The sequence below is a fragment of the Rhodococcus sp. JG-3 genome (assembly GCF_000482405.1).
In the GTDB taxonomy this organism is placed as follows: Bacteria; Actinomycetota; Actinomycetes; order Mycobacteriales; family Mycobacteriaceae; genus Rhodococcoides; species Rhodococcoides fascians.
Window position 1 is genome coordinate 2,394,306 of sequence record NZ_KI519398.1, and the last position, 15,726, is coordinate 2,410,031.

Consider the following 15,726-nt stretch of genomic DNA (forward strand, 5'->3'; position numbering starts at 1 on the left):
CCTACGCGTTCGACTTCTCGGTGTGGGAACTGTGGGGTCCGTTGCTGTACGGCGGCACTCTGGTGGTCGTCGACTACTTCACCTCGCGCTCACCCGAAGCGTTCCATCAGCTGCTCGTGGACGAACGGGTGACGGTGCTCAACCAGACTCCGTCGGCGTTCTACCAACTGTCCGAGGCCGATCGCACGGCGGCCTCGACCGGCGGAGAGCTGTCTCTGCGCTACGTGATCTTCGGCGGCGAGGCCCTCGAACAGCGTCGATTGAGCGGCTGGTTCGAGCGGCACGGCGATCGTGCACCGCAGCTGATCAACATGTACGGCATCACCGAGACCACGGTGCACGTGTCGTATCAGGCGCTGGGCTCCGCGTCCGTCGCAACGACCGCATCGGTGGTCGGCAAGCCGATCGCAGGGCTGCGCGTCTACGTTCTCGATACCCGGCTCCATCCGGTCCCGGTCGGGGTGCCCGGCGAGATGTACGTTGCCGGTGGACAATTGGCGCGCGGATACCTGGGACGCGCACCGCTCACCGCGGTGCGGTTCGTGGCCGATCCGTTCGCCTCCGGCTCCGATGCCGGGTCGTTGCTGTACCGCACCGGCGATCTGGCGCAGTGGAACGCGTCGGGCGAGCTCGAATATCTGGGCCGCTCCGACGATCAGGTCAAGGTGCGCGGCTTCCGAATCGAGTTGGGTGAGGTCGAGGCCGCGGTCACCGCGCACCCCGCCGTCACCCAGGCCGCCGTCGTCGTCCGTGAGGATTCGCCCGGGGCGGCCCGGTTGGTCGCCTACGTGGTCTCGGCGGTGGCGAACGGTCGGCCGACCCTCGACCTCGAGGATCTGCGAACCGGTATCGCCGAACTGTTGCCGGAGTACATGGTTCCGTCGGCGTTCGTTGCGCTGGAGACGATTCCGTTGACGGTCAACGGAAAGCTGGACCGGCGCGCATTGCCTGCGCCGGTGTTCGAGGTGCGAGATTTCCGCGCACCGACGACACCGATCGAAGAGATCGTCGCCGACGTCTTCGCCGAGGTTCTCGGCGTCGAGCGGGTAGGACTGGACGACGATTTCTTCGAGCTCGGCGGTAACTCGCTGATCGCCACCCAGGTGGTCTCGCGGCTCGGAGTGGCACTCGACGCCACCGTGCCGGTGCGCATGCTGTTCGAGGCGTCGACGGTCGCGCTGCTCGCGGTGCGCGTCGAACAGGCGGCGGGGGAGGGCGGCCGGACTGCACTGGTCGCGACCGTCCGTCCGGAGCGCATCCCGTTGTCGCTTGCGCAGCAACGCATGTGGTTCCTCAACAGGTTCGACGTCGACTCCGCTGCATACAACATTCCGTTCGCGCTGAAGCTGACCGGCGACCTGGATGTCGCCGCACTGCAGGTCGCCATCATGGATGTGATCGACCGGCACGAGTCGCTGCGCACCGTCTATCCCGACACCGCGCACGGACCGCAGCAGTCCATTCTCGACGCCGCTCAGACGGTGCCGAACCTGATGCCGATTCCGACCTCGGCCGCCGACATTCAGCGACAGGTCTTCGCGCTCGCGTCGACGACGTTCGACGTGACCGTCAACGTTCCGATCCAGGCGCGACTGTTCGAGATCGGCCCACGCGAACACGTGATCGCCATGGTGGTGCACCACATCTCGGCCGACGGCTGGTCGATGGGACCGCTGGCCCGAGACATCATGATCGCCTACGCCTCGCGCACCGCGTGGGAGAACCCGGCCTGGATGCCGTTGGAAGTGCAGTACGCCGACTACAGCCTGTGGCAGCGTTCGGTTCTGGGCTCCGAGGACGATCCGCAGTCGTTGATCTCCGGTCAGGTGAACTACTGGGCCGACATCCTCGCCGGCCTACCCGACCAGCTCGATCTGCCGACCGACCGGCCGCGCCCCAGTCGCCAGTCCTACCAGGGCTCCTCCATCGGATTCGACGTGCCTGCCGATGTGCACCAGGGCCTGTCCGCTCTGGCACATACCCACAACGCATCGCTGTTCATGGTCGTCCACGCCGCACTGGCCGTGCTGCTGGCCCGACTGTCGGGCACCGAGGACATCGCCATCGGTACTCCGGTCGCCGGCCGCGGTGACGCAGCGCTCGACGACGTGGTCGGCATGTTCGTCAACACGCTCGTTCTGCGCACCGACATCGACTCCGGACGCACGTTCTCCGAACAGATCGGCCGCGCGCGCGAAGTCGCGCTCGGAGCCTTCGGCCACGCCGATCTACCGTTCGAGCGTCTGGTCGAGGTCCTCAACCCGTCGCGGTCGCAGGCTCGACACCCGCTGTTCCAGGTCATGCTCTCGTTCGAGAACCTCACCCGAACACACGTCGACCTGCCGGGCCTGTCGGTGGACAGTGTCGCCCTCGATGCCGAAATCGCCAAGTTCGACCTGCAGCTCACCGTGACCGAGTCGATCGGACTGGACGGCCGCGGACAGGGCATGGCCGCCGAACTGACCTACGCGACAGACCTTTTCGATGCCGAGACCGTTCGCGGGTTCGCCGACCGGTTCGTACGGATGCTCACGGCCGTGGTGGCCGATTCGTCGGTGGCCGTCGGCGACATCGATCTGCTCGACGACGGCGAGCACGACCGCGTGGTGGCGGAATGGAACGACACCGAACACGAGGTCCCCGCCGACATCACTCTGGTGGACCTGTTCGACCGACAGGTCGCCCTGACCCCGGACGCAACTGCGCTGGTCTTCGAGGGTGAGCGGCTGACGTACGCCGAGTTCGATGCACGCGCCAACCGTCTTGCGCGCCATCTGGTCTCGCTGGGCGTCGGGCCCGACACGTTGGTCGGCCTCGCGATCGCCCGCAGCCTCGACCTGTTCGTCGGCATGTACGCGATCGTCAAGGCCGGGGCGGGATACGTGCCGATCGACCCGACCCAACCGGCGGATCGCAACGACTACATCGTGGCCACCGCGGCACCGATCCGGGTGTTGTCCACCGTGCGCGATCACGTCGAATTCCCCGACGTCGACACAATCGACATCGACACGCTCGATACTTCTAACCTGTCGTCGGAACCGTTGCGCGACAACGACCGACGCGCCCCACTGCGTTCGCGGAATCTCGCGTATGTCATCTTCACATCGGGTTCGACGGGCCGTCCCAAGGGTGTCGGGGTGTCGCACGACGCGATCGTCAACCGACTGCTGTGGATGCAGGGCGAATACGCCCTGACTCCACGCGACGTGGTGCTGCAGAAGACGCCGTCCACGTTCGACGTGTCGGTGTGGGAGTTCTTCTGGGCGCTCCAGGTCGGTGCCTCGGTGGTGATCGCCGTTCCCGACGGTCACCGAGATCCCATCTACTTGCTCGATGTCATTGCACGCGAACGTGTCTCGGTGGTGCACTTCGTGCCGTCGATGATGTCGGTGTTCGTGCCCGAAGTCGAGCGGCGTCGCAGCGCGGGAGCCTCGCTCCGACTGATGTTCGCCTCCGGCGAGGCGCTACCGCCCACCACCGCTCGCGCACTGCGGCGTGCGGTCGCGTCGGTGGAACTGCACAACCTGTACGGACCGACCGAGGCTGCCGTGGACGTGACGTACCACGCGGTCACGGATTCGGACTCCGACGTCATGCCGATCGGTGCTCCGGTGTGGAACACCGCTGTCTACGTACTGGATTCGCGACTGCATCCCACCCCGGTCGGTGTTGCAGGTGAGCTCTATCTCGCCGGCACCCAGCTCGCGCGCGGCTATGTGGGACGCCCCGACCTGACCGCGGACAGGTTCGTCGCTCACCCGTTCGCCGATGGCGGCGCGCGGCTGTACCGCACCGGCGACGTCGTGCGCTGGAATCGCGACGGCGAGCTCGAATACGTCGGACGTTCCGACTTCCAGGTCAAGTTGCGCGGCCTGCGCATCGAACTGGGTGAGATCGAAACGGCGCTGCTCGCCCAGCGGTCGGTCTCTCAAGCCGTAGTCGTGGTCCGCCGCGACCAACTCGTCGGATACGTGGTTCCTTCGGGGGTGTCGGTCGACACCGGAGCCGTTCTGTCGGCGCTACGCGGCCGTCTGGCGGAGTACATGGTGCCGTCGACACTGATCGTGCTGCCCGAGTTCCCGCTCGGTGCCAGCGGAAAGCTCGACCGAAAGGCGTTGCCCGACCCCGCATTCGAGGTCACCGAGTACCGCGAACCGACCAACGACATCGAACGCACCGTCGCCGAGGTGTACGCCCAGGTGCTGGGCGTCGAGCGCGTGGGTCTCGACGACGACTTCTTCGAGCTGGGCGGAAACTCGCTCATCGCAACGCAACTCGTGTCCCGACTCGGCGTCGCGCTGGACACCCGGATGGCCGTTCGCGAGCTGTTCGACGCGTCCTCGGTGGCCGACCTCGCAGCCAGACTGGGCACCCTGGTCGCCACCGGCAGCAGGCCGCCGCTGGTACCGCAGCAGCGTCCGCAGCACATTCCGCTGTCGCTGGCGCAACAGCGGATGTGGTTCCTCAACAAGTTCGACGTCGAGTCGGCGGCCAACAACATCCCGATCGCCGTCCGGTTGTCCGGTCTGCTCGACCGCCGGGCCATGCAGACCGCGGTCGCGGACGTCGTCGCCAGGCACGAGTCTCTGCGGACGGTGTTCCCGGAGACCGACGGCACGGCTCATCAGGTGATCGTCGACGCGCAGTCGGCGACACCGGAATTGACGCCGATCGAAATTTCCGCGCATCAGGTGGCCGATGCCATGCGCGAGCTGGCGACGACAGGATTCGACCTGTCGAAGGACCTCCCGTTCCGTACTCGGTTGTTCGAGGTGAGCCCCACCGAGCACCTGCTGGTGTTCGTGGTGCACCACATCGCCGCCGATGGTTTCTCGCTCGGCCCGCTCACTCGCGACGTCATGAATGCCTATGCGGCGCGGTCGATGAACCAGGAGCCGTACTGGACTCCGCTTCCGGTCGACTACGCCGACTACAGCCTGTGGCAGCGCGAGGTGCTGGGCTCCGAGGACGACCCCACGTCCGTGGTCTCGCAGCAGATCGACTACTGGACGACGACGTTGGCCGGTCTGCCGGATCAGCTCGATGTGCCCTCCGACCGTCCCAGGCCGGCGGTGGCATCGAACAGCGGTGCGCTGGTGCGTTTCTCGATCGACGGAGAACTGCATCGCGCTATGATCGAGGCGTCCCGACGTGAGAACGCGTCGCTGTTCATGCTGGTGCACACCAGCCTCGCGGTACTGCTGTCGCGGCTGTCCGGCGAGACCGACATCGCGATCGGCACACCGGTCGCGGGCCGCGGTGAGGCGGCGCTCGACGACCTGATCGGCATGTTCGTCAACACCCTCGTGCTCCGAACGGAGATCGACACCGCGCGCAGGTTCGACCAGGTACTCGCCGATGCTCGCGAGACCGATCTGTCGGCGCTGGCACACGTGGACGTTCCGTTCGAGCGTCTGGTGGAGATCCTCAACCCGGTACGTTCCACGGCTCGTCATCCCCTCGTGCAGGTGGTGCTCGCGTTCCAGAACCTGGGGCAGAAGGATCTCGAACTACCGGGACTGTCGGTCTCGGGCGTCGACTTCGAGACCCTGGTTGCACTGTTCGACCTGCAGTTCACGTTCGTCGAATCGTTCGGACCCAGTGGCGCGGCGCAGGGTATGACGTTCGATGTCACCTACGCCACCGACCTGTTCGACGAGTCCACGGTGGTCACCCTGGGTGAGCGTCTGATCAAGGTCCTCGAATCCGTCGCAGACAACCTCTCGACCGTCGTGGGCGACATCGAACTGCTCGACGACGTCGAGTACAAGCGCGTGCTCGACGACTGGAACGACACCGACCACGACGTCGACCGGTCACAGACGCTGGCCTCCCTCGGGCGGTCGGTCGAATCCGACGGAACCGCACTGGTATTCGGTGACGAGTCGGTGTCCTACGGCGAGTTCGACGCACGGGTGGCTCGTCTTGCCCGGTACCTCGTCGATCGTGGTGTCGGCCCCGAGACCACCGTGGCGATCGCCGCCCGTCGTTCGGTGGAGCTCCTCGTCGGAATTCACGCGATCGTCGCGGCGGGCGGTGCCTACGTACCGATCGACCCGGATCAGCCTGCCGAGCGAATTGCGCACATCCTGCGCACCGCGGCACCGGTGTGCGTACTGAGCACGTCACGAGACTCGGTGGATGCCGACGGGCTCGACGTGATCGACATCGACGTTCTCGACCTGTCGGGCGTCTCCGATGCACCGATCACCGACGCGGACCGAATCGGTGCACTCGCACCGACGAACACCGCATACGTCATCTTCACGTCCGGGTCGACCGGGCAGCCGAAGGGCGTGGCCGTCACACACGAGGCAATCGTCAACCGTCTGCTGTGGATGCAGTCGGAATACGAGCTCGTCGCCGACGATGTCGTGTTGCAGAAGACCCCTGTCACGTTCGACGTGTCGGTGTGGGAACTGTTCTGGCCGTTGCAGATCGGGGCGACGCTGGTCGTCGCGAAGCCGGACGGGCACCGAGACCCGCAGTACCTGCTCGAGACCATCGAGGCGCAGTCGGTCACGACGGCACACTTCGTGCCGTCGTTGCTCGAGGTCTTCGTCTCCGTCGTCGCAGCCGAGTCGTCGTCCGCAGCCGCGTCGCTGCGGACTCTGTTCGCCTCCGGAGAGGCGCTGCCCGCCGAGGTCGGCGAACGCGTCCGACGCGTCCTGCCGGGCGTGGCGCTGCACAACCTCTACGGACCCACCGAAGCGGCTGTCGACGTCACCTATCACGAGGTGTCGGAGGCGGACGTCGACCTGGTTCCGATCGGTGTCCCGGTGTGGAACACCAGAACGTACGTCCTCGACTCCCGACTGTCCCCGGTTGCTCCCGGGGTCGCAGGTGAGCTCTATCTCGCCGGAGTCCAACTGGCCCGCGGCTACCTCGGTCGAGTGGATCTGACGGCAGATCGATTCCTACCGGATCCGTTCGGCGAACCGGGTTCTCGCATGTACCGCACCGGCGATCTGGTGCGCTGGCGGGAGTCCTCGTCTCACACCGGGCGCCTGGAGTACTTGGGCCGCACCGACTTCCAGGTCAAGTTGCGTGGTTTGCGCATCGAACTCGGGGAGATCGAGACCGTGCTGCGCCGGCACCCGTCGGTGGAGTCGGCCGTGGTGCTGGTTCGGCAGACGGCCGTCGCCGGAGAACAACTGGTCGCCTATGTGGTCCCCGCCTCCGGTGCGACCGTCGACGTGGCCGACCTGACGGCGTTCGCCGCCCGCTCGCTCGCCGGATACATGGTTCCGGCTGCGACCGTCGTGCTCGACGCACTTCCGCTGACCGCCAACGGCAAGCTCGACCGGCGCGCGCTCCCGGCACCGGATATAGAGCAGCGTGCCTTCCGCGCTCCGACGACCACGTCGGAAATCGTGGTGTCGCAGGTGTTCCGCGACGTGCTCGGCGTCGATGTCGTCGGAGCCGACGACGAGTTCTTCGCTCTCGGCGGTAACTCGCTCGTGGCGACCAGGGTGGCGTCGCGCATCGGTGCCGCGACGGACACCACGGTCAGTGTTCGGACCATCTTCGAGGCGTCGACGGTGGCGGCTCTCGCGGCGAAGCTGGACGAACTCTCGGGATCGGGACGAAAGATTCCTCTCGTGCGCACCGAGTTGCCGGACTTCGTTCCGCTGTCGCTCGCCCAGCGCCGGATGTGGTTCCTCAACCGTTTCGACGTCGATTCGGCAACGGAAAATCTGCCCGTCGCCATCGAACTGATCGGTGACCTCGACGTCGCCGCGCTGCGCTCTGCCGTGGCCGACGTCATCGAACGGCACGAATCGCTGCGCACCGTCTACCCCGAGGTGGACGGGGTGGCGTCTCAGGTCATCGTCCCCGCAGCGCAGGTAGCTCCGGAGCTGGCACCGACGAAGGTCACCGCCGACGACGTCACCGCCGCCCTGGCCGAGTTCTTCGTGCAGGGTTTCGACGTCACGGCCGCACCCCCACTCCGCGCCATTCTGCTCGAGCTCGACTCGAACCGGCATGTGCTGGCCTTGGCCACACATCACATTGCCGCAGACGGTTTCTCGATCGGACCGATGACTCGCGACCTCATGATCGCGTACGCGGCCCGGAGTGCAGGAAGCGAACCGGGTTGGGCACCGCTCGCGGTTCGCTACGCCGACTACACCCTGTGGCAGCAGACCGTGCTCGGTTCCGAGAGCGATCCCGATTCACCGGTGTCCGGCCAGATCCGACACTGGACGCGAACGCTGTCGGGACTGCCGGACGAGAGCACGTTCCCCGGCGACCGAGTGCGTCCCGATCGGTCGTCCTACCGCGGCGGCAACATTCGGCTGACTCTCGATGCGCAGACGCATGCGCGCCTCGGCGCGGTAGCCCGCGCCAATCAGAGCTCACTGTTCATGGTGTTGCACTCTGCTCTCGCGGTGTTGCTCTCCCGGTTGTCGGGCGAAACCGACATCGCCATCGGTACTCCGGTCGCCGGTCGCGGTGAGGCGGCACTCGACGACGTCATCGGTATGTTCGTCAACACCCTCGTGCTGCGCACCGAGATCGATCCCGGTGCTGCCTTCACCGATCTACTCGCCCGTACGCGCAACACCGATCTGTCGGCGTTCGCGCACGCGGAGGTGCCGTTCGAGCGACTCGTCGAGGTACTCGACCCACCGAGGTCGGCCGCGCGGCATCCGCTGATCCAGGTGATGCTCACCGTGCAGAACATGGAGCAGACCGAACTCGAGCTCCCGGGCCTGACCGTGCGCGGAGTCGATCTCGACGTCGAGACGGCGAAGTTCGACATTCAGTTCACGTTCACCGAGAACCAGGCGGACGGCAGCTCGGCCATCGACGTGACGTTCGCCCGTGATCTCTACGACGAGGACACAGCCCGCGCTTTCGGTGAGCGCCTGATCCGCGTGCTGGAGTCGGTCGGTACCGATGCCGAGCAGCCCGTCGGGGACATCCCGGTGATGGATACGGCCGAGCGCGATCACGTTCTCGCCCTTGCCCAGGACGCACCGGCGGTCGCGGATTCTGCCGACTCCATCGTCTCCCTGTTCGCGGCCAGGGTCGCGGAGAACCCGGACGCTGCCGCCGTCGTCTTCGACGGTCGGTCGCGCACGTACGGAGACATCGACACCGAGTCGACGGCACTGGCGAGAGTTCTTGTCGCACAGGGTGTCGGCCGCGAATCCGCGGTCGCAGTCGTACTGCCTCGCACGGCCGATCTCGTGGTGGCGCTGCTCGCGGTGCTCAAGGCCGGAGGTGCATACGTACCGATCGATCCGTCGTACCCGGCCGATCGCATCGAGTTCGTGCTCGCCGACTCGCGTCCCGCCGCGGTACTGACCTGGACCGGTGTCGAGGTCGCGCTACCGCCGGAACTGCCCAGGGTCGACATGGACACCCCAGCGGACGAGTCCCGGTTCGCAACGGACGTCCTTCCCGCGGTGACGGCCGCAGAAGCTGCGTACGTCATCTACACCTCGGGTTCGACCGGCACCCCCAAGGGCGTCGTCGTCCCGCACCGCAACGTCGTCCGCCTGCTGGCGAACACCCAGCGGCACTTCGATTTCGGTCCCGCCGACGTCTGGACTCTGTTCCACTCGTTCGCGTTCGACTTCTCCGTGTGGGAACTGTGGGGCCCGCTCACCACGGGTGGCACCGTCGTCGTGGTCGACTACTTCACGTCGAGGTCGCCGGAAGCGCTGCGCGAGTTGTTGATTCGCGAACGCGTGACCGTGCTCAACCAGACCCCGTCTGCTTTCTACCAGTTCGACCAGGCCGACCGCACGGCATCGGGTGCTGCCGAGTACGCGCTGCGCTACGTCGTCTTCGGCGGAGAAGCGTTGGAGCTGCGTCGATTGAGCGGTTGGTTCGATCGGCACGGCGATCGTTCCCCACAGTTGGTCAACATGTACGGCATCACCGAAACCACCGTCCACGTCTCGCATCGGGCGCTCGATGCGCAGGCTGCCGCGGAGGCATCGGGGTCGCTGGTGGGTCGGGCGATCTCCGGGTTGTCCGTGTATTTGTTGGATGCGCGACTCGGCCTCGTGCCGGCGGGTGTCCCGGGAGAGATGTACGTCTCGGGCGGTCAGGTGGCGCGGGGATACCTGGGTCGGCCGGACCTGACGGCGACACGATTCGTGGCAGATCCCTTCGCAGGCGACGGATCCGTGCTCTATCGCACCGGTGACGTCGCCCGGTGGTCGCCCACCGGTGAGCTCGAATTCGTCGGTCGCGCAGACGATCAGGTCAAGATCCGCGGCTTCCGCATCGAACTGGGCGAAGTCGAATCGTCGGTTCTGTCGGCTCCGGCCGTCGGACAGGCCGCGGTGATCGTGCGCGAGGACGCTCCCGGTGCCGCGCGCCTGGTCGCTTACCTGGTGCCCGCAACCGGTTCCACGATCGACGTCGACGCCGTCCGTGCGTCGGTGGCCGAGCAGCTCCCCGAGTACATGGTCCCGTCGGCGTTCGTGGTGCTCGACGCAATCCCGTTGACCACCAACGGAAAGCTGGACCGACGAGCCTTGCCCGAACCGGCCGCACGGACTCGCGAGTTCCGGCAACCGACGACTCCGATCGAGTCGATGGTCGCCGAGGTGTTCGCCGACGTCCTCGGTCTCGACCGGGTCGGTCTCGACGACGACTTCTTCGAACTCGGCGGCAACTCGCTGGTGGCCACCCAGGTCGTGTCCCGGCTCGGTGCCTCCGCCGACACGACGGTCCCGGTCCGGGCACTGTTCGAGGCCCCGACGGTCGCGGCACTCGCCGCGAGGGTCGAGCAGGGCTCGGGCGCGCGGCCGGCGCTGGTGCCGGGACCTCGCCCCGATCGAGTTCCACTCTCGCTCGCGCAGCAGCGGATGTGGTTCCTCAACCGGTTCGACTCGGACTCGACGGCGTACAACATCCCGTTCGCTCTTCGGCTGAGCGGCGATCTGAACGTCGGCGCGTTGCAGAGCGCGGTCTCGGACGTCATCGAGCGGCACGAGACACTGCGATCGGTGTACCCGGATTCGCCCGAGGGACCGCATCAGGTGGTCGTGCCGATGTCCCAGGTGCCGACGACTCTCGACGTGATCGACACAGACGCGGAATCGGTGACCGCTCGGGTGCTGGAGCTGCTGGCGTCGACGTTCGACGTGACCGCAGAGGTTCCGTTGAAGACCTCGCTGTTCCGAGTCTCCGACACCGAGTTCGTGCTGGCGATGGTGGTCCATCACATCAGCGCCGACGGTCTGTCGATGATGCCGTTGTCGACCGACGTCATGACGGCCTATGCCGCCCGTACCCGGCATTCCGATCCCGCATGGGCACCGCTGCCGGTGCAGTACGCCGACTACGCGCTCTGGCAACGGGACGTTCTCGGCTCCGAGGACGACGCCGAATCGATTGCAGCGCAACAGATTCGATACTGGTCTGCCGCGCTGTCGGAGTTGCCCGAGCAGATCGAGCTACCCCTCGATCGCCCGCGTCCGGCGAGCCAGACGTTCCGCGGCAATCGCATCGATTTCCGAATCGACGTCGATGCGCACGCGCGTCTCGCGGAACTGGCACGCGCGCACAACGCGACCGTCTTCATGGCCGTGCATGCGGCCTTCGCAGTGCTGCTCTCGCGGATCTCGGGGTCCTCGGACATCGTCGTGGGTACACCCATCGCAGGTCGCGGCGAGGCCGAGATCGAGAACCTCGTCGGCATGTTCGTCAACACCCTGGTGTTGCGACTCGATGTTCCGGGCGAGGCGACCTTCGATGATCTCCTCGACGCCGCACGAGAAACCGATCTGCAGGCGTTCGCCCACTCGGACATCCCGTTCGAGCGGCTCGTCGACGTGGTCAACCCCACGCGCTCGACGGCTCGGCACCCGCTGTTCCAGGTCGGCTTCTCGTTCCAGAACTTCGCTCGCCGCGAGTTCGAGCTCGACGGGTTGGAAATCTCGGCGCTCGACACCGAGACCGGCAACTCACAGTTCGATCTGCATCTGATCGTGTCCGATGCCCAGCAGGGCGACGGCGCGGCAGGTGGCTTCGATGCCCTGCTGACCTACGCGACGGATCTGTTCGACGAGAGCACGGCCCGTTCACTCGTGGCCCGCTTCGAGGCCGTGCTGGCCGCCGTCGTGGCGTCGCCGTCGACACCCATCGGCGATCTCGACGTGCTGCTGGACGGCGAGCGATCTGCGATCGTCGAGGACTGGAACGACACGGTTCACGATTTCGGTGCCGTGGAACACACGACCCTGCCCGATCTGTTCGGTGCAGCCGCCGAACGCGACCGCGCTGCAGTCGCACTCGTCCACGACGACGGCGTGGTGACGTACGGAGAGTTCGCCGAGCGGGTCTCGCAGCTCGCGCGTCACCTGATCGGCATGGGTGTCGGGCCGGAAGTGCCTGTCGGCCTTGCCATTCGACGCTCGGTCGATCTCCTCGTCGGCATGTACGCCATCTCGACGGCAGGCGGGGCGTACGTTCCGATCGATCCGGACCAGCCGGCCGAGCGCAACGCGTTGGTCCTCGAGACAGCCGCTCCTGCGTGCATTCTGATCTCCGGCGATGTGGGTGCCGAGATCACCGATGCTGCCCCGATCGTGGATCTGGCCCGGTTCGACGCCGATGCCTACTCGGGTGTTCCGGTTGGCGCGTCCGAACGCACCGGGGTGCTCACCGCAGCCAACACCGCGTACGTCATCTTCACGTCCGGATCGACCGGTCGTCCGAAGGGCGTTGCGGTCTCGCACGGTGCCGTCGTCAACCAGCTGAACTGGCTGCGTGCGGAGTACGCACTCGACGAGACCGACGCAGCGCTGCTCAAGACCGCAGCCACGTTCGACCTGTCGGTGTGGGAGTTCTGGTCGCAGCTGACCTCCGGCGGACGGCTCGTCGTGGCCGAGGCCGACGGTCATCGTGACCCCGACTACCTGCTGGAGCTGATTCGCACGCAGTCGGTGACGACACTGCACCTGGTGCCGTCGATGCTGTCGATGCTCGGCACCGTCGCCGCGGGCGAGGTATCGCCGAGCCTGCGGCGGGTGCTGGCGATCGGTGAGGCACTGCCCGCTGCCGTCGCACAGGAGTTCCGCAAGCGGAACGGATCGACCGACCTGCACAACCTGTACGGGCCGACCGAGGCAGCGGTGTCGGTGACCGCGCACGCGGTGACGGACGCCGATACGACCGCGGTGCCGATCGGTGTTCCCGAGGCGAACACGACGGTGTTCGTGTTGGACTCGCGGTTGCATCCGGTGCCTGCGGGTGTCAGCGGCGAGCTCTACCTGGCCGGCGCGCAGCTGGCGCGCGGCTACTTCGGGCGCGCGGACCTGACGTCGGAGCGATTCGTCGCCAATCCGTTCGACGCGAACGGTTCTCGGATGTACCGCACCGGCGACCTGGTGCGCTGGCGGGTGCCCGTCGTCGACGGAACGCCGGCCCCGGCGCACCTCGAGTACATCGATCGGGCCGACTTCCAGGTGAAGATTCGCGGATTCCGCATCGAGCTCGGTGAGATCGAAGCGGCCCTGCGGTCGCAGCCGGCAGTGGCAGATTCGGCCGTCGTGGTGCACAGCGGCGAGTCCATGGGTGACCAGTTGGTGGCCTACGTCGTCGGCCGGGCCGGGGAGGTCGTCGATGTCGCGCACGTCGAATCCGAACTCTCGCATCTCGTTCCGTCGTACATGGTGCCTGCGGCATTCGTGGTGCTCGAAGCGCTACCGCTCAATGCCAACGGAAAGCTGGACCGAAAGGCGCTGCCCGCGCCGCACTTCGAGGCCACCGAGTTCCGCGCACCGGTCACCCCGATCGAGGAGATCGTCGCGACGACCGTTGCCGAACTGCTCGGGCTGGACCGCGCGGGGCTGGACGACGACTTCTTCGCCCTCGGCGGAAACTCGTTGATCGCAACCCAACTGGTCTCGCGCCTCGGCCAGGCTCTCGACGCGCAGATTCCCGTGCGATCGGTGTTCGCGGCGTCCACGGTGGCGGGCCTCGCTGCACACATCGCGCCGCTCGTCGGCGGCGGTGCCCGCCGGGAACTGACGGTGCGCGAGCGTCCCGATCGACTACCCCTGTCGATCGCCCAGGAACGGATGTGGACGATCAACCGCATCGACCCGGGTTCGTCCGCGTACAACATCCCCGTCGCGGTGCGGTTGACCGGTGCCCTCGACATCGCCTCGCTCCGCGGCGCGTTCGACGATGTGCTCGGTCGCCACGAGATTCTGCGGACGGCCTACCCCGATTCGGTCGACGGCCCGGTGCAGCAGATCGGTGGCGTCGCCGACGTCGGGGTGGAGCTCGAACCCGAACAGGTGGCACCGGACGCCGTGGTGTCCCGCCTGACGGACGTCCTCGGTGCGGGATTCGACGTGACGAAGACCGTCCCGGTCCGGGCTGCGCTGCTGCAGGTCGGCGACGACGAACACGTCCTCGCCGTGGTGGCTCACCACATCGCCGCCGACGGGTTCTCGATGGGGCCGTTGATCCGCGATGTCATGGTCGCCTACACCGCTCGGGTGGCGGGGGAGATGCCGTCGTGGACACCGCTGCCGGTGCAGTACGCCGATTTCGCGCTGTGGCAGCGTGACGTACTCGGCCGCGAGGACGACCCGGACAGTCCGCTGGCAAAGCAGCTGGCCTACTGGACCGCCGAGCTGGCGGGAGCGCCGGAACAACTGGCACTGCCGCTCGATCGCCCACGGCCACCTCGACCGACCATGGAAGGCGCGTCGTACGGCTTCACGTTCGGTTCAGACGTGGCGTCGGCCATAGAGGAGATCGCCCGCGAGCATGCGGCGACGACGTTCATGGTGGTGCACAGCGCGTTCGCGGTTCTGCTGGGCCGGTTGAGCAACTCGTCGGACATCAGCATCGGCACCCCGACGGCAGGACGCGGCGAGGAGCAACTGGACGACCTGGTGGGCATGTTCGTCAACACGTTGGTGCTGCGCACGCAGATCGATCCGAACGGCACGTTCCTGGACCTGGTACGTCAGGCGAAGGACAAGGACCTCGCGGCGTTCGGCCACGCGGACGTTCCGTTCGAGCGGCTGGTCGATGCGCTCGGCCGCGCTCGGTCGAGCGCCTACACACCGCTGTTCCAGGCGATGTTGACGTTCCAGAACCATGCGACGGGCACGTTCGAGTTGCCGGGCCTGCAGGTGCAGGCGCTGCCGGCAGGCGACGATCAGGCGAAGTTCGACCTTCAGCTGACCGCCGTCGAGAACTTCGACGAGACCGGAGCGCTGCAGGACATCGAGGCGACGTTCACCTACGCGACGTCGATCTTCGACGAATCGACGATAGCGACGTTCGCCGAGCGGCTGTCGAAGATTCTGCGGACGGTCGTCTCCGATCCCGAGGTGGTGCTGCGATCCATCGACATCCTCACGGACGAGGAGAAGGCCGAGTTCGCGCCGCGCGCCAAGCCGAAGACGGTCGACGACCTACCGCAGTTGATTGCCGACGCAGCGGCGACCGCGCCCGATGCGGTGGCGCTCGAGCACGAATCGACGAGTGTCGATTTTGCGGCCCTGAACGCCAAATTGACGCAGATGTCGGCGACGATGGGCGCGGCGATGAAGCCGCAGGCTCTGGTGACGGTCACGCTGTCCGCACTGATTCCGGGCATCTTGCCCGCCCTCGGTGCAGAGGGGTTGTCGACCGCTCTGGCATCGTTGATCCAACGGGCGGAGTCGGTGATCGCGTCGTCGTGACGAAAGCCGAGCTCGCCGGTTGTGCACGTGGATCGATCAGGAGGAA

6 protein-coding genes and 1 tRNA gene are annotated in these 15,726 nt (G+C 66.6%); 1 reads left to right on the top strand and 6 read right to left on the bottom strand.

Annotated elements, in window-relative coordinates; all coding sequences use genetic code 11:
- Nucleotides 1–89 precede the first annotated feature (89 nt).
- From K414_RS28920 to K414_RS28945, 6 genes are all read right to left on the bottom strand, one after another.
- A complete protein-coding gene (locus K414_RS28920) occupies nucleotides 90–1,619 on the bottom strand; it encodes a hypothetical protein (RefSeq protein WP_152530421.1) in 1,530 nt (509 codons plus the stop codon).
- 237 nt (nucleotides 1,620–1,856) lie between these two features.
- Nucleotides 1,857–2,222, bottom strand: coding sequence for a hypothetical protein (locus K414_RS28925; RefSeq protein ID WP_152530422.1), 366 nt, complete (start codon nucleotides 2,220–2,222; stop codon nucleotides 1,857–1,859).
- A gap of 6 nt (nucleotides 2,223–2,228) precedes the next feature.
- Complete coding sequence (locus K414_RS28930) at nucleotides 2,229–2,975, bottom strand: hypothetical protein (protein ID WP_152530423.1); 747 nt, start codon at nucleotides 2,973–2,975, stop codon at nucleotides 2,229–2,231.
- Nucleotides 2,976–3,467: 492 nt separating this feature from the next.
- Entirely contained in the window at nucleotides 3,468–3,935 is a 468-nt protein-coding gene (locus K414_RS28935; protein WP_152530424.1) for a hypothetical protein, read from the bottom strand.
- Between the two features lie 87 nt (nucleotides 3,936–4,022).
- Nucleotides 4,023–4,628 (bottom strand): hypothetical protein, encoded by a 606-nt coding sequence (locus tag K414_RS29610; protein ID WP_237606179.1) that lies wholly within the window; start codon nucleotides 4,626–4,628, stop codon nucleotides 4,023–4,025.
- Nucleotides 4,629–4,716: 88 nt separating this feature from the next.
- A tRNA-OTHER gene (locus tag K414_RS28945) sits at nucleotides 4,717–4,823 on the bottom strand.
- Here K414_RS28945 and K414_RS28950 point away from each other — a divergent pair.
- Nucleotides 4,776–15,680, top strand: coding sequence for a non-ribosomal peptide synthetase (locus tag K414_RS28950; protein WP_237606180.1), 10,905 nt, complete (start codon nucleotides 4,776–4,778; stop codon nucleotides 15,678–15,680). The genes K414_RS28945 and K414_RS28950 overlap by 48 nt on opposite strands.
- The last annotated feature ends 46 nt before the right edge of the window (nucleotides 15,681–15,726 follow it).

Coding starts and splice junctions, on each gene's coding strand:
- K414_RS29610 (WP_237606179.1), bottom strand. CDS start 4,628: ATGAGCCGTGCCGTCGGTCTCCGGGAACACCGTCCGCAGAGACTCGTG.